This is a genomic window from Aggregatibacter sp. oral taxon 458 str. W10330, assembly GCF_000466335.1.
In the GTDB taxonomy this organism is placed as follows: domain Bacteria; phylum Pseudomonadota; class Gammaproteobacteria; order Enterobacterales; family Pasteurellaceae; genus Aggregatibacter.
In genome coordinates this window covers 35,637-56,553 of the sequence record NZ_KE952627.1, presented here as the reverse complement: position 1 = coordinate 56,553, position 20,917 = coordinate 35,637, and the positions used below count along the sequence as shown (strand labels likewise).

Genomic DNA, 20,917 nt, shown 5'->3' with positions numbered 1-20,917 from the left:
ATCTTTCGTGCATGAGAAGCATCATGCGCAGAGAAAATAAGAATAGGTTGCCGATCAAAGTGCTGTCATTTTTGGGGCGATTTTTAGTTTTGCTCTTTTTTCAGTAATGCACATAAAAATAAGAAAGTAGAACAGATTACCACTGAGGGACCGGCGGCGGTGTCGTAATAGGCGGATAAGGTTAAGCCCATGGAGACAGCAATCATGCTGATGATACTGGCGATGACAACCATGCTTTCCGGTGTGCGGGCAAAGCGTTTGGCGGTGGCGGCAGGAATAATAAGCAACGAGGTAATAATCAAAGCACCGACAAATTTCATACTTAACGCAATGGTTAATGCGGTGAGGATCATTAGAATAAAGCGCATTCTTTTTACGTTAATGCCTTCCACTTGTGCCAGTTCAGGACTGATGGTGGTGGAAATGAGTGGTTTCCAAAAATAGCATAATGTGGCAAGCACGATGACAGCACCTATGCCGATATAAATTAAGTCTTCGTAGTTAATGGAAAGCAGATCGCCGAATAAATAGGACATTAAATCTACCCGCACATTTTGCAGTAAGCCGACGGTTACCACGCCGATTGAAAGACAACTGTGGGCGATAATGCCAAGTAGCGTATCGACGGAAAATTGCGTGTTGTTTTCCAACCAAACCATCGCAACGGAAAGCAATAGGGTCAGTATGAGAATGGCGATATACGGATTAATTTGCAGGAAAATACCCAATGCCACGCCAAGGAGGGCAGAGTGGGACAGGGTATCGCCAAAGTAAGCCATTTTTCGCCAAACGACAAAAGCACCGAGGGGCGCGGTGATGAGCGAAAGTATCATGCCTGTAAGCCAAGCGGGAAAAAGAATATCAAACATCATATTACCTTGCGTGGGAGTGTTTGGGTTCCATGTTGCAGATATCCCCATGCATATCATGACGATGATTGTGATGATGGGTATAAACTGCAATGTTTTTAGAAAATTGATCGCCAAAAAAGTGAATAAACGTCGGGTCATTAGACACGGTTTCCGGCGTGCCGGCACAGCAAATATGCTGATTGACACAAAGCACTTCATTGGTGTCTGCCATCACAATATGTAAGTCATGGGATACCATTAAAATGGCGCAATTAAGTTGCTTTTGGGTTTGATTGATCAGCTGGTAGAGTTCTGCCTGACCGGTCATATCCACCCCTTGAGTCGGTTCATCCAAGACCAATAAATTCGGTTTATTTAACATCGCTCGCGCCAATAGCACCCGTTGCATTTCGCCACCGGAGAGCTTTTGCATACTGTTGTGCATTAAATGGGTAATCGACAAGCGCGTCATTGCTTCTTGAATGTCTTGTTGTCCAATGCCTTTTTTTAGGGATAAAAATTTCTCCACAGTGATGGGAAGATTATGATCCAAATGGATTTTTTGCGGCACATAGCCAATATGAATATGTTTGTTATAAATGACTTGACCTGACGTGGGCTGTTGCAATTTTAGCAAGACTTTCAATAAGGTCGATTTACCTCCACCGTTTGGACCGACAATGGTAATAATGGAGTTGGGATAAACCGTCAAGTTAATGTTGCTTAACGCCACGTGTTGCCCGTATTTCACATTAATATTTTTTAATTCAACTAAAGGCAATTTAATTGCATTGATTTGCATATGAATTTTGGCATTTTGTTTTGAGGAAAAATTGCGCTAAAAATAACTTATTTTTTGAAGTTTAACAAGTTGAACGCAAATTTCCGTGTATAATGACGAGATTCATTTTAATTTATGTTTTGATGAATTTTTTTTTATTCATGTGGTCGTAACTACTATTCTGATGAAGGGTTTGTTGTAAAGGAAGTTGGTGCTGTGCAGTATATTATGTTGGCTAGAGATCGCCGTAAAAGAAAATCTCGTATAAAAGCCGTTATTTTTTTTATTGCGATTTGCTCAATTGCGCTTGGTGTTTTTTTACGCTTAAACGACAGTGCTTCCGATAAAGCGGAAACCATGGCTTATCCTCTTCATCTTGATTCTTCCATGACGAATGATCTCACTTCAAGCACAAATCAATTTCAAGACATTCTCGCTGATGCACTCTATCCCGCATCTGCCTATACGACCTCATTTGCGAATGAAACCTTGCAATCCTCACAAATTCTTGCGGATACTCGTGGGTTGAATACCGAAGATAATAATGCAACCTCTTATGAGGACGACCTTGGGCAAGATGATGAAGCGGAAGAAGTCACAACCCATGATGAATTTGATGGATTAGAGGGGTTGCCGAATGATGCTAAAGATGCGGTGGCGAATATTTTAGATGTAGCCGATCAGGCTATTCGGATTAAAGAACAATTCAGCCACACCGTTGTGAAAGGGGAGACATTAAAGGATGTCTTGGAGCTTTCCGGATTAGATGATGAGACCGGCAAGCAGTTGACCGAAGCCTATCCCGAATTAAAGCATTTACAGGCAGGGCAACAGTTTTACTGGATTTTGGATAATGATGGAAAATTAGAATATTTGAACTGGCTTGTTTCTCAAAAGAAAGAGCATACTTACGAATTGCAAGCAAGCGGACAATTTAAACGACAAATTATCGAAAAGAAAAGCACATGGAAGCGGGATGTTTTACGCGGTAGCATGGAAACGTCTTTTGTGAATAGTTTGAAGAGCATGGGACTGGAAAGTCGCCAAATTTATCAGTTATTTTCCGCCTTGCAGTGGCAAGTGAGCCTAAAACAGCTAAGTAAAGGCACAAAAATTTCCATTTTGGTCTCTCGTGAATATTTAGATGGCAAGCTCACCGGTCAGGGAAATGTGGAGGCGATTCACATTATCAGTAACGGTAAGAGCTATTATGCGATCCAAGCTGATAACGGGCGTTATTATAATCGCCAAGGTGAAACCTTAGGCAGAGGTTTTGCGCGTTACCCATTGCAACGTCAAGCACGGATTTCCTCACCGTTTAACCCTGTTCGCCGCCACCCGATTACCGGTCGAATTGCTCCGCATAAGGGGGTAGATTTCGCTATGCCGACAGGCACACCGGTGATTGCGCCGGCAGATGGCACAGTAGAAAAAATTGCTTATCAAGCCCGTGGTGCCGGCCGTTATGTGGTGATTCGACATTCGCGTGAATACCAAACCGTTTATATGCATTTGAGCCGTCCTTTAGTGAAAGCAGGACAAACGGTCAAAAAAGGGGAAAGAATTGCGCTATCGGGGAATACCGGCGGGTCAACAGGACCGCACTTGCACTATGAATTTCATATTAACGGGCGTCCGGTCAATCCGATTACGGTAAAACTTCCCGGCGCTAGCAGCAGTATGACCACAGCAGAACGTAAAGCGTTTTTAATTAAAGCGGCAGAAGTTGAACGCGCGTTACGCTAAATTCGTGTGTGGATTAAATGGCAAATTAAACAAGCAAGGTAAGCGTAGAGGGAGCATGCGGAATGTTTAAATGAATTTGTGACCTAGGACAAATTTCTTATAAAAAATCACCGAACTTTATGCTTATTTTTGCGCTTTGAATGTAAATATGGTACTTTTTATTCGTCAATCCGACGGTAATGATTAAATTTTTTATGAACGAAGAACACTCGAGCAATCAACCTGAAGCCAGTAAACAATCCTTTTTCCAATCTCTTTTCGGGCGCTTTTTCCAAGGCGAACTGAAAAATCGTGAAGACTTAGTGGAAGTTATTCGTGATTCCGAACAAAACGATTTAATCGATCAAGATACCCGCGAAATGATTGAGGGCGTGATGGAAATCGCCGAATTGCGCGTGCGTGATATCATGATCCCGCGTTCTCAAATTGTCTTTATTGAAGCGGAGCAGGATTTAGATTCCTGTTTGGATGTCATTATTGCATCAGCGCATTCCCGTTTTCCGGTGATTAAAGACGCAGATGATCGCGACAATATTGTCGGCATTTTGCACGCCAAAGATTTGTTGAAATATTTACGTGCCAGTGCAGAAGAATTTAATCTGCTTGATGTTATTCGCCCGACAATGATTGTGCCGGAAAGTAAACGTGTGGACAGAATGCTAAAAGATTTCCGCTCCGAACGTTTCCACATGGCCATTGTCGTGAATGAATTTGGTGGCGTCTCAGGTTTAGTTACCATTGAAGACGTATTAGAGCAAATTGTCGGAGACATTGAAGACGAATTTGATGAAGAAGATGTGGCAGATATTCGTCAGCTTTCCCGTCACACTTATGCTGTGCGCGCGTTGACGGATATTGATGATTTTAATCAGCAATTTAACACGCAATTTGTTGACGAAGAAGTGGATACTATCGGTGGATTGATTATGCAGGCCTTTGGTTATTTACCGAAACGTGGCGAAGAAATTACGTTGGAAAATCTCCACTTTAAAGTGACGTCTGCCGACAGCCGACGCATTATCCAGTTGCGTGTTACCGTGCCGGATGAACACCTGCCGGAGAAGGAAAAAACAGAAGAGATTATCGAATAGTTTTCATTTTAACTTGATTTTTCATTATATCTTTAACGATGGCACGCGCTTTTCTAACGCGTGCCGTTTATTTCATTCAATAACAACATATTAGGGGTGTATGCTGGGAGGCGTACGCCATTTGCGTGATGAATAAATACTTAACTTACCTTATCGCACTATTTTCCGGTGTTATTGGCGTATTTGCCTTCGCACCTTTCAATTACTGGCCGCTATCTTATGTTTCCTTATTAGGATTAATTTGGGCAATAAAAACGCCACAAAAATCCACCGCACTTTTTTCTGCCTTTTTATGGGGCTTAGGTTTTTTCACATTTGGCGTCAATTGGTTGCACGTCAGTATTCATCAATTCGGCGATGCACCTCTGGTGGTAAGCTATTTCTTAGTGGTTGTGTTGGCAGCCTATTTATCTTTATATCCGCTCCTATTTGCCTATTTGGTACGTCGTCTGCAAGTGCAACGAGCAGTGATGTATCCGGTATTGTGGACGTTTACGGAATTCCTGCGCGGTTGGGTCTTCACCGGTTTTCCTTGGTTGCAGTTTGGCTATACGCAGATTGAGAGTCCTTTTGCAGGCATTGCACCGATTTTTGGTGTTACCGGATTAACATTTTTTACGATGTTTGTGAGTGCGGTCATTTTTAATGGCGTTTTTGCATGGCTAAGCGCACCACGCAAGATCACGATGGTGGTGGCGAATGTCTTGATTCTAGCCGTTGTTGCTTTGCTTGCCGGCTATACGTCCAAAGCAAAATATGTGCAAGACATCCCTGAAAAAGCCGTGAATATCACCTTAGTTCAAGGCAATATTGAGCAAAATTTAAAATGGGATCCGAATTATTTGTCTCAAACCATGGAAAAGTATGGACGATTGATTGGCGATAATTTGGGGAAAACAGATTTAATTATTTTGCCGGAAGCGGCATTTCCTACTTATGAAAATAATATCCAACCATTTTTCCAAATGCTCCAATCCATAGCGGAAAAAACGAATACAGAAGTGATGATTGGAACGATTTATCGTGATGAGTCTGTGGGTAAATTATTCAATTCTATTGCGGTAGTTGGTAATAAAGCGATGCCTTATGAGCTAAAAACGCCTAACCGCTATAATAAACATCATTTAGTGCCGTTTGGCGAGTATGTACCGTTAGAAAACCTTTTACGTCCGCTTGGAACAGTGTTTAATTTGCCGATGTCAGCTTTTCAAAGTGGTGATTTTGTTCAAAAACCACTCTCAGCCAAAAATGTTAATTTCACAGCGGCGATTTGTTATGAAATTATTTTGGGTGCGCAGTTACAGAAAAATAAGGTAGCGGATTCCAATTTCATTTTAACCATTTCTAATGATGCGTGGTTCGGCAATTCCATTGGCCCATGGCAACATTTGCAAATGGCACAAATGCGAGCATTAGAGTTTGGTAAGCCTGTCATTCGTGCCACGAACACAGGTGTTACCGCATTTATTAATGCACAAGGGGAAATCGTGGCGCAAGCACCACAATTTGTGGAAACCGTACTTACGCATAAGATCGCGCCGACAGAAGGCAAAACGCCTTATGCCGTATTAGGTGATACTCCTTTATTTATTCTAAGTGCGGTCTTTTTCTTGCTACATTTCTTGGGTGGATTTGTTCAGCGTCGTATTTTGAAAAAGATGCAATATCCAACAACTTAAAAAACAAAAACACCGGAGAATATCCGGTGTTTTTGTTGATTCGGTGAGGCGAACATTAACGGCTACGGAAAATGATGCGGCCTTTGCTTAAATCGTAGGGTGTCATTTCTACGGTGACTTTATCACCGGTTAAAATACGAATATAGTTCTTACGCATCTTGCCCGAAATATGTGCAGTTACCACATGGCCGTTTTCTAACTCAACGCGAAACATGGTGTTTGGTAAGGTTTCCAGAATTGTACCTTGCATTTCAATGCAATCTTCTTTTGCCATTTTATCCTCTAAAATAATTAATCGGTTTTCCCGCCGGCATCTGTTGGTGGGATCTCATATGAAAATTCGGTGCGAATTATACCGTTTTTATTGGAAACAAGGAAGTTTTTATCCGGACAATCCGCTTTGCTTAAATTTCATTTTGGATGATTCATCGTTTTTAAACATGACCGGAATCAAACTTGTGATAACGCCGATATAAAAAGCCCGGCATTAAACCGGGCTTTTTTTCGTAAAACTGAATTATTCAGCAACGATAACAACGTTTAAGTGAGAGAAGACTTCACCATGGAATTGGAAAGTCACTTCATGTTCACCAAGCGTACGGATTAAACCGTTTGGTAAACGCACTTCACTTTTCGCCACTTCAACGCCTTTTGCAGTGATTGCATCAGCGATGTCACGAGTACCGATAGAACCGAATAAACGACCTTCGTCACCCGCTTTAGACGCGATGGTTACAGAACCTAATGCTTCTAAGCGTGCTGCGCGGTCAACAGCTGCAGCTAATGCTTGAGCTGCTTTTTCTTCTAATTCTGCACGGCGTGCTTCGAAATGTTCAATGTTTGCTTTGGTTGCCATAACTGCTTTACCTTGTGGGATTAAGTAGTTACGTGCGAAACCAGATTTCACATTGACTTGATCGCCCACTTTACCTAAGTGTGCAATTTTATCTAAAAGAATTACTTGCATTTGACCTTCCCCTTCTTAGTGATGATGTGTATCAGAGTAAGGTAATAACGCTAAATAACGTGCGCGTTTGATTGCGCGAGCTAATTGGCGTTGGTACTTCGCACGAGTACCGGTAATGCGGCTTGGTACAATTTTGCCGCTTTCAGAAATGTAGTTCTTTAATGTAGCGATATCTTTGTAATCGATTTCAACAACATTTTCCGCTGTGAAACGGCAGAACTTACGACGACGGAAATAACGTGCCATTTGGCTAGTCTCCTAATCTATAAATTCGATTTGCTCGGCATGTAGGACTAATTGTGTTGACCCATTATTTAATTGATGGGTGGTTAAGAAACCTAGAATTAATACTTTACTGCCGACCGTAATGCCTTGAGTTTTTTCTACTAATTGATTGCCACTGATTTGAACGGGCATTTTACACCAGGCTTGTCGCATTAAATTTGCTTCTTGCTGGCTCGAACGATGTTCCAATAAAAATTGGCAATGTTCGATTCCGTTCGGGCTTTTGCGTCGTTTAGGATTATTAGTGACAACACCAATAATGGATAAACGATTATCAATGTTCAAATTACTCTTCAGCATCCTCAAAATCGTTGGATTCAACTTCAGTTAAAGCTTTACGATCATCTTTTGCTTTAACCATTGGGGACGCTTCGGTTACGGCGTGCTTAGTGTGAATAACAAGGCTGCGCAATACAGCATCGTTATAACGGAAAGTCGTTTCTAGCTCGTCGATGACTTGTTGAGGCGCTTCTACATTCATAAGCACATAGTGTGCTTTATGTAATTTGTTAATTGGGTATGCTAATTGACGGCGACCCCAATCTTCTAGGCGATGAATTTGACCGCCGGCTTCTTTTACAGAACCGGTATAACGTTCAATCATCCCTGGTACTTGCTCGCTTTGATCCGGGTGGACCATAAACACGATTTCGTAGTGACGCATTACTGCTCCTTACGGGTTAATCAGCCTCCAACGTTAAGACCAGTCACCAATCTTGTGGAAGCAAGGAACTTATTCGGACGTGACTGAGGGCGCAAATTATACACGGAATCCGAGTTTTTGCAATAAAAGTGCGGTCATTTTTTTCAGTGTTTTTTCCCCTTGGACGTTTTTACATCCAAGCATTATTACGAATAATGCCGACTGCGATACCTTCGATTTCAAAATGCGGACGTTGGGTTAAATCTACGACAATTGGGGCAAATTCTTCGTTTTCAGCGTGCAAGTAAATCATCGAACCTTTACGCTCTAAGCGTTTTACTGTCACTTCATCTTCAATACGAGCAACCACAACTTGACCATTGCGCACATCTTTTGTGCTATGCACTGCTAGTAAGTCGCCATCTAAAATACCAATGTCTTTCATGGATTGCCCATACACTTTGAGCAGAAAATCCGCTTGTGGTTTAAACATTGCAGGATCAACATGATATGTACCTTCGATATGCTGTTCGGCTAAAATCGGTTCACCGGCGGCAACGCGACCAATGAGGGGGAGGCCGGGTTCTTCTTCTTCTGCATGATTATCTTCCAATAAAAGACGAATGCCGCGTGATGCACCAGAAACAATTTCAATGACACCTTTTTTCGCCAAAGCCTTCAAATGTTCTTCAGCTGCATTAGGAGAGCGAAACCCTAACTCTTTTGAAATCTCCGCTCGCGTTGGTGGCATACCTGTGGTTTCCAGATGATGTTTAAGAAAATCATAGACTTCTTGCTGGCGGGCTGTGAGTGGTTTCATAATATCGATCCTGTTCATATATACATAAATAACTGGTATTATATACAGAAAAATAAGCAGTGCAATCTTTTCTTTGGTAAAAGATAACGCGAATGATGACGTTATCTGAGAATTGTGTCGTAGGTCACTAATTCAGTAAAATTTTTATGCTAAACTAGCGCAAGTTTGACAACCTTTTAGTGATATGACGTTATAACAAGGACATTTATTATGGCGAGTTTTCTTAATGCTTATCGAAAATTGCTCGAGTTGCCATTGTCGATTTTAGTAAAAAATAATCCGATTCCACATCACCCTATTGAAGAATTAGCACTGAATGTTGCGCAACCTGTCGTTTATGTGTTGCCTTACACCTCTGAAACCGACTTTGTGATTTTCCGCAAAAACTGTTTGAGTGTCGGTTTACCGGATCCCTTGGAGCAAAATGAAATTAATGGGCGTGTTTTGCCACGTTTTGTCTTTTTAGATGAAGGACGGCGCTTTTTTAAATCCAAAGGTGCGAAGAAAGAAACCATCACGATCTTTAATAACTATTTGGAATTGCACCGCACTTTGCCAGAATTAGATGTTCAACTCATTCCGGTTTCGGTTTTGTGGGGAAGAGCGCCGGGACGCGAAGACAAAACCGGCTTGCCGAATTTGCGTTTGTTAAACGGACTACAAAAAACCATCGCAGCGCTCTGGTTTGGACGGGATACTTTTGTACGTTTTTCTCAAGCGGTATCTTTGCGTCACATGACGCGTGAGCATGGCTTCGATCAGAAAATCGCACAAAAACTTGCCCGCGTGGCAAAAATACACTTTGCCAAGCAGCGGATTTCTGCGACTGGCCCGCGTTTGCCTAATCGCCAAGCGATGTTTAATAAACTATTGCAACAACCGGTGATATTGGCGGCCATTGAGGATGAAGCGAAAAGCAAAAATATCAGTAAAGAAAAAGCCTACAAAGAAGCCGAAAAAATTTTAGATGAAATTGCTGCCAATGTGAGTTATGAAGGCTTACGCATGGCAGATCGTTTCTTGCGTTGGTTATGGAATAAACTTTATCAAGGTATCGATGTAGAAAATGCTGATCGCGTGCGGAAATTAGCGTTAGAGGGGCATGAAATCGTGTATGTGCCTTGCCATCGTAGTCATATTGACTATCTCTTGCTTTCCTATGTGTTATATCACCAAGGTTTGGTACCGCCACATATCGCCGCCGGAATTAACCTAAATTTCTGGCCAGTTGGGAGCATGTTCCGCCGTGGTGGGGCGTTCTTTATTCGTCGTACCTTTAAAGGCAATCGCTTGTATTCCACCATTTTCCGTGAATATTTGGCGGAATTGTTCCATCGTGGTTATTCTGTGGAATACTTTATTGAAGGCGGGCGTTCCCGTACCGGTCGCTTGTTAGCGCCAAAAACCGGCATGATGTCGATGACTCTTCAAGCCTTACAGCAGCAACAAACCCGACCGATTTCTGTCGTACCGGTGTATGTGGGGTATGAACACGTTTTAGAAGTGGACACATATGCAAAAGAGCTGCGTGGAGCAGCAAAAGAAAAAGAAAATGCCGGTTTAGTGTTACGTGTGATCAAAAAGTTACGCAATTTGGGCAAAGGTTATGTGAATTTTGGTGAGCCGATTACTTTAAGCAATTATTTGAACCAGCATTTCCCGGAATGGAAAGCTCCATTGGAAGATCGCCCACAATGGTTTAACAAAGCGGTTGACGCGGTCTCTCATCAAGTGATGGTAAATATTAACAAAGCGGCAGCAGTGAATGCCATGAACTTAACCGGTACAGCGTTGTTATCCTCCCGACAACGTGCGCTGTCTCGCGAGCAATTGTTAGAGCAGCTTGCCAGTTATCAACAATTCTTACAAAACGTGCCATATTCCGATGATGTGGTGATTCCAACGGAAAAACCGGAAATTATGCTTGATCATGTATTAAGTTTGGATCGCGTTGGTATTTTGGTGGAAAAAGACAATTTTGGTGAAATTGTTCGCTTGGAACGTTCTTCTGCTGTATTAATGACCTACTACCGCAATAATATCCAGCACCTTTTTGTCTTGCCATCATTGGTTGCCAGCATTGTGTTGCATTATGAGGCGATTCAAAAAACCTTAGTGCTGGATAGTGTATTGAAAATTTATCCGTTCTTGCGAAGTGAATTATTCCTGCATTTTAATGAAGAAGCACAAATTGCCGAGCGAGTAGAGCAGATTATTCAAGAATTTCAACGGCAAAATATTATTAAACACAGTGAAAATATGCTGACTATCAATAAGCCGAATATTCGGATGCTACAATTGTGGTCTGCCGGTGTGCGTGAAATTTTGCAACGTTACTACATCACCGTGAACTTATTGCAAAATAATCCATTGATTTCTCGTGCGAATTTGGAAAAAGAAAGTCAGTCTGTGGCGCAACGCTTGTCTGTTCTGCATGGCATTAATGCACCGGAATTTTTTGATAAAGCGGTTTTCTCTGCTTTTACGAATAGTTTAAAAGAACAAGGCTATTTCAATGAAAGTGGCACAGCCAATACGGAAAAACTACAGGAATTAGCGACGATCTTAACGCATTTAATTTCTACTGAGATTTGTCTAACGATTAACGGGGCGGTGGCGAAAGTGGAAGAAAAAGAACAGGATGAGAATTAACTAAAGTAATAAACATCAATTAGCCGCCAGAAGCCTGATTATGATATCGGACGTTTGGTGCGCTAATTGATTTTTTATTTATTGATTATCTAAATACACCCACCACAGCTACCACAACGCCAATCCTCTGGATTTACGGCTTGGTAAAATGCCCGCATATACTCTTCTTCTAATGGAATATTGTATTGAATAAATAAATCAGATAACCAATCCATGTTAGCGAGTATCCAATCATTTTCATCTAAGCCTTCTAAATAAAGTTCATCTTCGGGATCCATGAAATTATAAATATTTTGTGTTCCCATATCTTTATCCCGTCGTTCAGCAGGAAGTGTAAGAGGCAGTCCGTTATAACTGATTTCCCAATGACCTAAACAAAGCGTATGACCTTTTGATGTCCAGTTAGCAGTAAATGGATTTTCCATGATTTTTTTATACGTTGCTGTAATAAAGGTGGGGAGGAGTATAAAACGTGAAATGAAATGAGCCATACTACAAACATGGTAATCCGGTGAGTAATCATAAAAAAACTTGATCTCACGCAAAGAGAATACCTCAAAAAGTTTAAGCCCGTTTTTCATGAGAATGAATTTATCCTCTTTATTTTGCTAACTTTTCTTTTTGCTTTAGGTAGAAATTCGCTATAATTCTCAGCAATTTTTTTATGTTTTTGATTTATTTTTGAGTGTGATTTCATGTTAAAGCAAGTGACCGACTCCCTATTAGTTCGCAATAATTTAGCATTATCAGATTTGTCTAATCTGTTTGATACCTTAGCGCAACGCAACGTGGATTATGGCGATTTATATTTTCAGTTGAGTCAGGATGAAAACTGGGTATTAGAAGATGGGATTATTAAAGAGGGCGGATTTCATATTGATCGCGGCGTGGGCGTGCGTGCAGTCAGTGGCGAGAAAACCGGTTTTGCCTATTCTGACCAAATTAATTTAGCCAATTTACAACAATGCGCCCAAGCAGTGCGCGGTATTGCACAACCTTCTCAATGTAATTTTATTCTGCCGGTCAGATTTAATCCGGTGGACGCACCGTTGCGTTATCAACCTATTAATCCGTTATACAGCTTAAGCCAAGAGCAAAAAATTGAATTATTGCGTTTGGTCGATAGAACTGCCCGTGCGGAAGACCCACGAGTGGTGCAGGTGAATGCCGGCTTGAGTATGGTGTATGAAGAAATGTTGGTAGCCGCCACGGACGGCACCTTGGCGGCAGATATTCGCCCACTCATTCGTTTATCGGTTTCCGTGTTGGTAGAACAAGACGGTAAGCGTGAGCGTGGCAGTGCGGGCGCAGGCGGTCGTTTCGGCTTAGAGTGGTTCTTTGAAAGCTATCAAGGTGAGCAAAGAGCGGTCTATTTTGCGAAGGAATCGGTGCGTCAAGCATTGGTAAATTTAGGTGCGGTGGCGGCACCGGCAGGATTAATGCCGGTGGTGTTGGGCGCAGGTTGGCCGGGTGTGTTATTACATGAAGCAGTAGGGCACGGCTTGGAAGGCGATTTTAATCGTAAAGAAAGTTCATTGTTTACCGGCAAAATCGGCGAATTAGTTACATCGCCCTTATGCACGATTGTGGATGATGGCACCTTAATGGATCGCCGAGGATCAGTCACCGTTGATGATGAAGGTGTGCCGAGCCAACATAACGTGCTAATTAAAGACGGTATTTTGCAGAAATACATGCAAGATAAAATGAATGCCCGTTTGATGGGCGTGCAACCGACAGGTAATGGTCGTCGTGAATCTTATGCCCATTTGCCAATGCCACGCATGACCAATACTTATATGTTGGCAGGCAAAGACAAATTTGAGGATTTAGTGGCGTCCGTAGAACACGGCATTTTTGCACCGCACTTTGGCGGCGGCCAAGTGGACATTACTTCCGGTAAATTCGTATTTTCTACTTCAGAGGCTTATTTGATCGAAAAAGGCAAAATCACTAAGCCGGTGAAGGGCGCAACCTTAATCGGCAGCGGCATTGAAGTGATGCAAAATGTGTCCATGGTTGCTGATGAAGTAGAATTGGATCATGGTGTTGGCACTTGTGGTAAAGAAGGACAAAGTGTGCCGGTGGGTGTAGGGCAACCGGCATTGAAAATCGATCAAATTACGGTCGGCGGAACGAATTAATATACGCAATATCGCATTGTTAAATAGCGGAGATCATCAATAAATGAAAAAATCGACATATTTGTTTTTGGGACTTCTGGTATGCGGGATTGCCGGTGGTGGATATTACTGGCATCAAGAGCAAAAATTTAACGATCCTAATGGGGTTAAAATCACGTTAAACCCGATTCAACCAACACAGTATCAGGCTGAAGGGGGAGAAATAATTGCACCGTTAGTGATTGATTTTAGCGCAAATATTGTTGCACCGAATCAAGTAAAAGCACCTATTGCGCAGGGCATTAAGCTTCTTCCATCAGTGAAAGGGCAGTGGACATGGGAAAATGAACACGCACTGGCTTTTTTGCCGGCGCAAGATTGGGCGGCGGGGCAAGAATATCAGGTGACACTAGATAGACAACTACTTAACGCAAGCTTATCCTATGCACCGGAAGTTACCCAACCTCAAACGGTCAAAACAGTGCCCTTTAGTGTCGTCCGTGCGGAAGGGGAATTTTCTCAAGATGCTATTTCGGGACAGCATTATGCAGTGGGTTATATTGTTTTCTCTCATCCGGTCGATCCGAAAGTGCTGGAACACGCCATTGAATTTAAGTTAGTTCAACAACCGAAGGGAAAAGAGGCTACGCTAATAAAAACGTTGCCTTTTTACGTCACTTATTCTGACAATCAGCTTGAAGCGTGGATTCGTTCTGAGCCGTTAGCGCTCGCAACACAAGAGGATGAGTTTGTGCAAATTAGCCTCTTGAAGTCACTACAATCGAAATTAGGCGGAAATACATTGGATAAAGATGTTGGCATTCCCCTAATTGCTATTCCGAATGAATTTAGTTTGAAAAATACACAAAGCACATTCTCTTTTGTAAATGATGAGGAAGATGTCCTTGATCAGGTGCTAACACTGCATTTTAACAACGAAGTGAATGAAGAGGATATTGCGGATAGTTTGGTTGCGGTGTTACTGCCGGCTTTGCCGAAAGGTGAAACGTGGTCTTATGAAAAATTAAATGAATCTGCCCTGTTGCAGGGCGAGGTGATTAAGCCGGAGCTTCTTGGTGAGGGGCAATCTTATACGACAAAAACGGCTTTTCGTCTGAGCGTACCGGAAGAACGTTGCGTGTATTTTATTTTAAATAATGAGTTCACCGCAAAAGGGGGCTATCGTTTTAAAGATCCATTAGGCAGTTTAGCTTGCTTACCTCATTATCCGCATCATGTGGAGTTTGTCGGTCAAGATGATCTTCTTCCGCAATACTGGAATAGCAAAATTAATTTAAAAATACGTAATGCGCAAAGTGTAATATTAGATGTTGCACCATTATCGAAAACACAAGTACTTTCAATGATTAATTGGAGCGCGCCATCTCTTCGACCATCAGATTTGGCTATATTTAAGCCGGAAAAAACAACGCTTTTCAAAACAGAGACGTTACATACCGAAGGTGAAAATCCACGTTACTTTGATTTTCTTTCCGTGGATTTAGCTGAAAAAGGACTACCTCCGAAAGGCATTTTTTGGTTAAAAGCTGAAGTTCCTGTACCAGCAGGGAAAACGGAAGTGGAAAGTGCGGTCAAAAATGACATCGATCAGGTGACAGACAAATTGACGGACTATCGCTTGCTTGTTTTAACCGATTTTGACGTGACAACGGAGATGGAGGACAGTGGTAAGTATGTCGTTAAGGTAAAATCCTTAGCCACCGGTGAACCGATTGAGAGCGCAACCATTCGTCTCGTGACGGCAACGGCAGAAGAAATAGAGGCACAAGCAACCAATGAGAAAGGGGAAACCACCATTGAATTGCCGAAAGAAAATGCCGGCAAGACGAGTGTGCTTTGGGTTACCAAGGGCGATGACGCCTCTTTTGTGATTATTCATGCCCCTTAATGGGGCCTATTACGCCTTGCATTGACGGAGATTTAACCTGAACATTTTTTTGTATTCTACGTAGCAAGTTTAAACGTAAAAGCGGTTAATTTGTCTGTGTAAAAAGAGGCAGTTAAATTTGTGATTAATGTCTTTTCATTGGGGGCTAATCACTATATCATTAGCAGCTCATATTTATCATCGCCGCTTATCTTTTATGATAAGTATTTGTTTCTAATTTTTATCGAAAAACTTCGGTACGTTAGGGAGAAAACCAAAGCTAGTGGAAAACTCGGTTCAAAACAAGCCAATTATTGAGCTTCGTTCAATCAAAAAATCCTACGGTTCCAATACCATTATTAACGATTTTAATTTAACCATTAATAATGGTGAATTTGTCACCATTCTTGGCCCATCCGGTTGTGGTAAAACTACCGTGTTGCGTTTATTGGCAGGATTGGAAGAATTAGATTCCGGCAACATTATTTTGGACGGTGAAGACATTACCAATGTGCCGGCAGAAAAACGTCACATCAACACCGTATTCCAAAGCTATGCTTTGTTCCCGCATATGACGATTTTTGAAAACGTGGCTTTCGGTTTGCGTATGCAAAAAGTGCCGGAAAGCGAGATCAAACCTCGTGTGTTAGAGGCATTGCGTATGGTTCAGTTGGAAGAGATGGCGGAACGTAAACCTACCCAGCTTTCCGGCGGACAACAACAACGTATCGCAATTGCTCGTGCGGTGGTCAATAAACCGAAAGTCTTATTACTTGATGAATCTCTGTCTGCGCTGGATTATAAATTGCGCAAACAAATGCAATATGAATTAAAGCAATTACAACGCCAATTAGGCATTACCTTTATTTTCGTGACCCACGACCAAGAAGAGGCAATCACCATGTCTGATCGTATTGTCTTATTGCGTAAAGGTAAAATTGCACAAGACGGCTCTCCGCGTGAGATTTATGAAGATCCGGCAAACTTATTTGTGGCACGTTTCATCGGCGAAATTAATGTTTTTGATGCAACCGTCATTGAACGCAAATCAGACGATGTAGTACTTGCCAATGTGGAAGGCCGTATTTGTGATATTTATACGGATATTCCGGTCGAAAAAGATCAACAACTTCAAGTGTTGCTTCGTCCTGAAGATATTGTGATTGAAGAGCTGGATGAACACGAACATTCTAACGCGATTATCGGTCACATTATCGACCGCACTTACAAAGGCATGACTCTTGAATCTACCGTAGAATTCGAGCACAACGGCAAACGCGTGTTAGTGAGCGAGTTTTTCAATGAAGACGATCCTCATATGGATCACAGTATTGGTCAACGTGTAGGGATTACTTGGCACGAAGGTTGGGAGGTTGTACTCAACGATGAAGATAATCAATAATAAATTTCAGAAAATTACTGTTGCGATTATCTTCGGTTGGCTCATTTTCTTTGTGCTAATTCCAAACTTATTGGTATTAGTCGTAAGTTTCTTAACCCGAGATGGTAGTAACTTTTATGCCTTGCCATTTAACTTGGATAACTACATCAATCTGTTTAATCCGCTTTATGCGCAGGTGGTGTGGAATTCATTGTATATGTCGGGCATTGCCACCATTATTTGCTTACTGATCGGCTATCCATTCGCCTTTATGGTCAGCAAAATTCATCCGAAATATCGACCGCTCTTATTGTTCCTTGTGGTATTGCCATTCTGGACAAACTCGCTGATTCGTATTTACGGTATGAAAGTGTTCCTTGGTGTGAAAGGCGTGTTGAATACCATGTTGATGGATATGGGCATTTTGAGTGAACCGATTCGCATTCTAAACACAGAGGTGGCGGTGATCATCGGTTTAGTCTATTTGCTTCTGCCATTTATGATTTTGCCACTTTACTCCGCGATTGAAAAATTAGACGGACGTTTATTGGAAGCCGCAAAAGACTTAGGCGCTAATGCGTTTCAACGTTTCTTCCGTGTGATTTTACCACTCACCATGCCGGGCATTGTGGCAGGTTGCCTGTTGGTATTATTGCCGGCAATGGGCATGTTCTACGTCGCGGACTTGCTTGGTGGTGCGAAAGTCTTACTTGTGGGTAACGTGATTAAGAGTGAATTCTTAATTTCCCGCAACTGGCCATTCGGTTCGGCAATCAGTATCGGCTTAACGATTCTCATGGCATTGTTAATTTTTGTGTACTACCGTGCCAATAAACTATTGAATAAGAAAGTGGAGTTAGAATAATGAGCCGTTTACTACGTAATATCTTTATGTTTGTGGTATACGCTTATTTGTATATCCCGATCATTATTTTGGTGACTAACTCCTTCAACGAAGACCGTTATGGTTTAAGTTGGAAAGGCTTTAGCTGGAACTGGTATGAACGGCTGTTTAACAATGATACTTTAATTCAAGCCGCGATTCACTCTGTCACCATCGCCTTCTTTGCGGCAACTTTAGCGACTATCGTCGGCGGTTTAACCGCAATTGCTTTATATCGCTATCGTTTCCGTGGCAAACAAGCCGTAAGTGGCATGTTGTTTATCGTGATGATGTCGCCGGATATCGTGATGGCGGTATCGTTGCTTGCGTTGTTTATGGTTGTGGGGATTTCTTTAGGTTTCTGGTCGCTATTACTTGCCCATGTTACTTTCTGTTTGCCTTATGTCACGGTCACTATTTTCTCCCGCTTAAACGGTTTCGATGCCAGAATGTTAGAAGCTGCGAAAGATTTGGGGGCAAGCGAAGTGACGATTTTACGCAAAATCATCCTACCACTTGCATTACCTGCCGTGGTCTCCGGTTGGTTGTTAAGCTTTACCATCTCGCTAGATGATGTTGTGGTGTCATCTTTTGTGAGCGGTGTAAGCTATGAAATCTTACCGTTGCGTATTTTCTCCTTGGTGAAAACCGGGGTGACACCGGAAGTCAATGCACTTGCAACCATCATGATTGTGCTTTCATTATTACTCGTGGTCGTCAGCCAATTTATCGGCAGAAAACACAAAGACATCTAGCGGTAATAATGTTTCACAAATAATTTAATATCACATACAATACGCCTTGACGCACAATCAAGGCGTTTTTTTATACCTGCATTTTATGCAGGTGGTTTTTTACCCCTCTTTTACGGAGAACAAACAAAAATGAAAAAATTTGCTGGTTTATTCACCGCAAGTATGATCGCCGTTGCCCTTACCGGTTGTAACGAAAAAGACAACAAGCAAGCGCAAACCACACCCGAAGCTGCAAAAGCTGAAGCGCCTGCAAATGATACCGTGTATCTTTATACATGGACGGAATATGTGCCGGATGGACTTTTAGATGAGTTCACGAAAGAAACCGGCATCAAGGTTATTGTTTCCAGCCTTGAATCCAACGAAACCATGTATGCAAAAATCAAGACCCAAGGGGCTGCCGGCGGTTATGATGTGATTGCGCCGTCTAACTACTTCGTATCCAAAATGGCACGCGAAGGTATGTTAAAAGAACTTGACCACAGCAAATTACCTGTCATTAAAGAATTAGACCCTGATTGGCTCGACAAGCCTTACGACAAAGGCAACAAATATTCCCTTCCACAATTATTAGGTGCGCCGGGTATTGCATTCAACACCAATAGCTACAAAGGCACCGATTTCACCTCTTGGGGTGATTTATGGAAACCGGAATTTGCGAATAAAGTACAATTATTAGATGATGCCCGTGAAGTATTCAACATTGCCTTATTGAAAATTGGTCAAGATCCTAATACGCAAGATCCAGCAATTATCAAACAGGCTTATGAGGAATTGTTGAAATTACGTCCGAATGTGCTTTCTTTCAACTCCGATAACCCGGCAAACTCTTTTATTTCCGGTGAAGTAGAAGTGGGTCAATTATGGAATGGTTCCGTACGTATTGCGAAAAAAGAACAGGCACCTTTAGACATGGTATTCCCGAAAGAAGGTCCGGTCCTTTGGGTGGATACTTTAGCCATTCCGGTTACCTCTAAAAATCCGGACGGTGCACACAAACTTATCAACTATATGTTAGGTGCGAAAGCCGCTGAAAAATTAACCTTGGCAATTGGTTACCCAACGGCGAACCTTGAAGCGAAAAAAGTCTTACCAAAAGAAATCACAGAAGATCCGGCAATCTATCCAACAGCTGAAGTATTAAAAAATAGCTACTGGCAAGATGATGTGGGTGATGCGATTCAATACTATGAACAATATTATCAAGAGCTAAAAGCAGCGAAATAATTTGTTCTCATCGCTATCCCTAAAGTGCGGTTGAAAATTGATATAAATTTCCACCGCACTTTTTTTATCTAATGCTAAGATAAGGAAATGAAAAGCGAAAAAGGAGGGGATTATGACAACACCAATTTCAGACAAAATTCACCACGCGTTGTCCCAAATTGATAATGTACTGTTAGCTCAGGATATTTGGCTTATTTTACAAGAGCAAAAATTTGTGGGATTCCTACCGCACTTTGCCATACAGCACTTGTGCAACAAACATCAAATCACGCCTCAACAACTCTCCCTTCAGCTGCTTCCCATTGCCGCTTGTTATGCCACCACGCCCATCTCACATTTTAATGTTGGCGCGATCGTCATAGGAGTAAGCAGCAATTTTTATTTCGGTGCGAATCAAGAATTTTGTCAAACGGATATTCAACAAACCATCCATGCCGAACAAAGCGCAATCAGTCATGCTTGGATGCGCGGAGAAAAACAGATCACCGACATTAGCGTCAACTACACACCATGCGGCCATTGTCGTCAGTTTATGAATGAATTAAATAGCGCAGAAAAATTACAAATTCATTTACCGCATCGCAAGAATAATCCGTTGCACCAATATTTACCCGATGCATTCGGGCCAAAAAACTTGAACATTCAGCTACATTTGCTGGATCAGCATGATAATCAATTATCCTTGAACAGCAACGACCCAGTGATTTCACAAGCCCTTGCGATGGCGAATCAAGCACATGCGCCTTATTCAAAGGCCTTCCATGGCATTGCATTACAAACGCAAGATCAACACATTTATCACGGCAGTTATGCGGAAAATACGGCGTTTAACCCAAGCCTACCGGCGATGCAAGTGGCGTTGAATTATCTGATATTAAGTGGTGAAGCCGTAGAAAATATTACCCGTGCGGTGATGGTAGAAAAACCACAGACGCTCAGTTATAAAAGGATGGCAGAGGATTTGCTGGGAAGTTTAACGAAGGTTAAATTAGAGTACATTTTGACCTAATGGCATTGAATAAAATACAGTGAACGTGCCTTTATGGTGTCCGGTTAGGTGTGGTGAGATTTTATCATAGATTCAAAATCTCTTAAAAAATCCACCGCACTTCAACGCACTGAGTCGCTTAAAACTGCTATAATCC

General features: G+C 42.0%; 20 protein-coding genes. 11 read left to right on the top strand and 9 right to left on the bottom strand.

The window, feature by feature from the left end:
- Positions 1 to 83 precede the first annotated feature (83 nt).
- Positions 84 to 869: a zinc ABC transporter permease subunit ZnuB gene (gene znuB / locus HMPREF9065_RS00560; protein WP_033002790.1), complete on the bottom strand. Its 786-nt coding sequence runs from the start codon at positions 867 to 869 to the stop codon at positions 84 to 86.
- A 4-nt stretch (positions 870 to 873) separates the two neighbouring features.
- On the bottom strand, positions 874 to 1,653 hold the full coding sequence (gene znuC / locus HMPREF9065_RS00565; RefSeq protein WP_021617043.1) for a zinc ABC transporter ATP-binding protein ZnuC: 780 nt from the start codon (positions 1,651 to 1,653) through the stop codon (positions 874 to 876).
- Positions 1,654 to 1,848: 195 nt separating this feature from the next.
- Between znuC and mepM the strand changes: the two genes are divergently transcribed.
- The 3 genes from mepM to lnt all read left to right on the top strand — a co-directional run bounded on the left by mepM (position 1,849) and on the right by lnt (position 6,148).
- Positions 1,849 to 3,378: a murein DD-endopeptidase MepM gene (gene mepM / locus HMPREF9065_RS00570; protein ID WP_033002789.1), complete on the top strand. Its 1,530-nt coding sequence runs from the start codon at positions 1,849 to 1,851 to the stop codon at positions 3,376 to 3,378.
- Positions 3,379 to 3,572: 194 nt separating this feature from the next.
- On the top strand, positions 3,573 to 4,469 hold the full coding sequence (gene corC / locus HMPREF9065_RS00575; RefSeq protein WP_033002807.1) for a CNNM family magnesium/cobalt transport protein CorC: 897 nt from the start codon (positions 3,573 to 3,575) through the stop codon (positions 4,467 to 4,469).
- Positions 4,470 to 4,597: 128 nt separating this feature from the next.
- The gene (lnt, locus tag HMPREF9065_RS00580) at positions 4,598 to 6,148 is read left to right on the top strand and encodes an apolipoprotein N-acyltransferase (protein WP_021617040.1); all 1,551 of its coding nucleotides are present in this window, start codon (positions 4,598 to 4,600) and stop codon (positions 6,146 to 6,148) included.
- Between the two features lie 55 nt (positions 6,149 to 6,203).
- On the opposite strand, the gene infA is transcribed toward lnt, so the two are convergent.
- The 6 genes from infA to lexA all read right to left on the bottom strand — a co-directional run bounded on the left by infA (position 6,204) and on the right by lexA (position 8,863).
- Complete coding sequence (gene infA, locus HMPREF9065_RS00585) at positions 6,204 to 6,422, bottom strand: translation initiation factor IF-1 (RefSeq protein WP_005627617.1); 219 nt, start codon at positions 6,420 to 6,422, stop codon at positions 6,204 to 6,206.
- 243 nt (positions 6,423 to 6,665) lie between these two features.
- Positions 6,666 to 7,115 (bottom strand): 50S ribosomal protein L9, encoded by a 450-nt coding sequence (gene rplI, locus HMPREF9065_RS00590; protein ID WP_021617038.1) that lies wholly within the window; start codon positions 7,113 to 7,115, stop codon positions 6,666 to 6,668.
- A 15-nt stretch (positions 7,116 to 7,130) separates the two neighbouring features.
- Positions 7,131 to 7,361: a 30S ribosomal protein S18 gene (gene rpsR, locus HMPREF9065_RS00595; protein ID WP_005541294.1), complete on the bottom strand. Its 231-nt coding sequence runs from the start codon at positions 7,359 to 7,361 to the stop codon at positions 7,131 to 7,133.
- 12 nt (positions 7,362 to 7,373) lie between these two features.
- On the bottom strand, positions 7,374 to 7,700 hold the full coding sequence (gene priB, locus HMPREF9065_RS00600; RefSeq protein ID WP_021617037.1) for a primosomal replication protein N: 327 nt from the start codon (positions 7,698 to 7,700) through the stop codon (positions 7,374 to 7,376).
- Entirely contained in the window at positions 7,687 to 8,064 is a 378-nt protein-coding gene (gene rpsF, locus HMPREF9065_RS00605; RefSeq protein ID WP_005555822.1) for a 30S ribosomal protein S6, read from the bottom strand. Before rpsF ends, priB begins: the two co-directional genes overlap by 14 nt.
- 169 nt (positions 8,065 to 8,233) lie before the next feature.
- Positions 8,234 to 8,863 carry a transcriptional repressor LexA gene (lexA, locus tag HMPREF9065_RS00610; RefSeq protein ID WP_033002788.1) on the bottom strand — a complete coding sequence of 210 codons (630 nt, stop codon included), beginning with the start codon at positions 8,861 to 8,863 and terminating at the stop codon, positions 8,234 to 8,236.
- 210 nt (positions 8,864 to 9,073) lie between these two features.
- Between lexA and plsB the strand changes: the two genes are divergently transcribed.
- The gene (plsB, locus tag HMPREF9065_RS00615) at positions 9,074 to 11,515 is read left to right on the top strand and encodes a glycerol-3-phosphate 1-O-acyltransferase PlsB (RefSeq protein ID WP_021617035.1); all 2,442 of its coding nucleotides are present in this window, start codon (positions 9,074 to 9,076) and stop codon (positions 11,513 to 11,515) included.
- Positions 11,516 to 11,604: 89 nt separating this feature from the next.
- On the opposite strand, the gene HMPREF9065_RS0109645 is transcribed toward plsB, so the two are convergent.
- Complete coding sequence (locus tag HMPREF9065_RS0109645) at positions 11,605 to 11,940, bottom strand: hypothetical protein (protein ID WP_033002806.1); 336 nt, start codon at positions 11,938 to 11,940, stop codon at positions 11,605 to 11,607.
- 270 nt (positions 11,941 to 12,210) lie between these two features.
- On the opposite strand from HMPREF9065_RS0109645, the gene tldD reads away from it, so the two are divergent.
- The 7 genes from tldD (at position 12,211) to cdd (ending at position 20,781) form a co-directional block, all read left to right on the top strand.
- Entirely contained in the window at positions 12,211 to 13,659 is a 1,449-nt protein-coding gene (gene tldD, locus HMPREF9065_RS00620) for a metalloprotease TldD (protein WP_021617032.1), read from the top strand.
- 43 nt (positions 13,660 to 13,702) lie between these two features.
- The gene (locus tag HMPREF9065_RS00625; protein WP_021617031.1) at positions 13,703 to 15,547 is read left to right on the top strand and encodes a hypothetical protein; all 1,845 of its coding nucleotides are present in this window, start codon (positions 13,703 to 13,705) and stop codon (positions 15,545 to 15,547) included.
- 262 nt (positions 15,548 to 15,809) lie between these two features.
- On the top strand, positions 15,810 to 16,928 hold the full coding sequence (gene potA / locus HMPREF9065_RS00630; RefSeq protein WP_021617030.1) for a spermidine/putrescine ABC transporter ATP-binding protein PotA: 1,119 nt from the start codon (positions 15,810 to 15,812) through the stop codon (positions 16,926 to 16,928).
- Positions 16,912 to 17,772 carry a spermidine/putrescine ABC transporter permease PotB gene (gene potB, locus HMPREF9065_RS00635; protein WP_021617029.1) on the top strand — a complete coding sequence of 287 codons (861 nt, stop codon included), beginning with the start codon at positions 16,912 to 16,914 and terminating at the stop codon, positions 17,770 to 17,772. Before potA ends, potB begins: the two co-directional genes overlap by 17 nt.
- Entirely contained in the window at positions 17,772 to 18,545 is a 774-nt protein-coding gene (potC, locus tag HMPREF9065_RS00640; RefSeq protein ID WP_021617028.1) for a spermidine/putrescine ABC transporter permease PotC, read from the top strand. Before potB ends, potC begins: the two co-directional genes overlap by 1 nt.
- A gap of 129 nt (positions 18,546 to 18,674) precedes the next feature.
- Entirely contained in the window at positions 18,675 to 19,772 is a 1,098-nt protein-coding gene (locus HMPREF9065_RS00645; RefSeq protein ID WP_021617027.1) for an extracellular solute-binding protein, read from the top strand.
- Between the two features lie 112 nt (positions 19,773 to 19,884).
- Positions 19,885 to 20,781, top strand: coding sequence for a cytidine deaminase (gene cdd, locus HMPREF9065_RS00650; protein ID WP_021617025.1), 897 nt, complete (start codon positions 19,885 to 19,887; stop codon positions 20,779 to 20,781).
- Positions 20,782 to 20,917 lie beyond the last annotated feature (136 nt).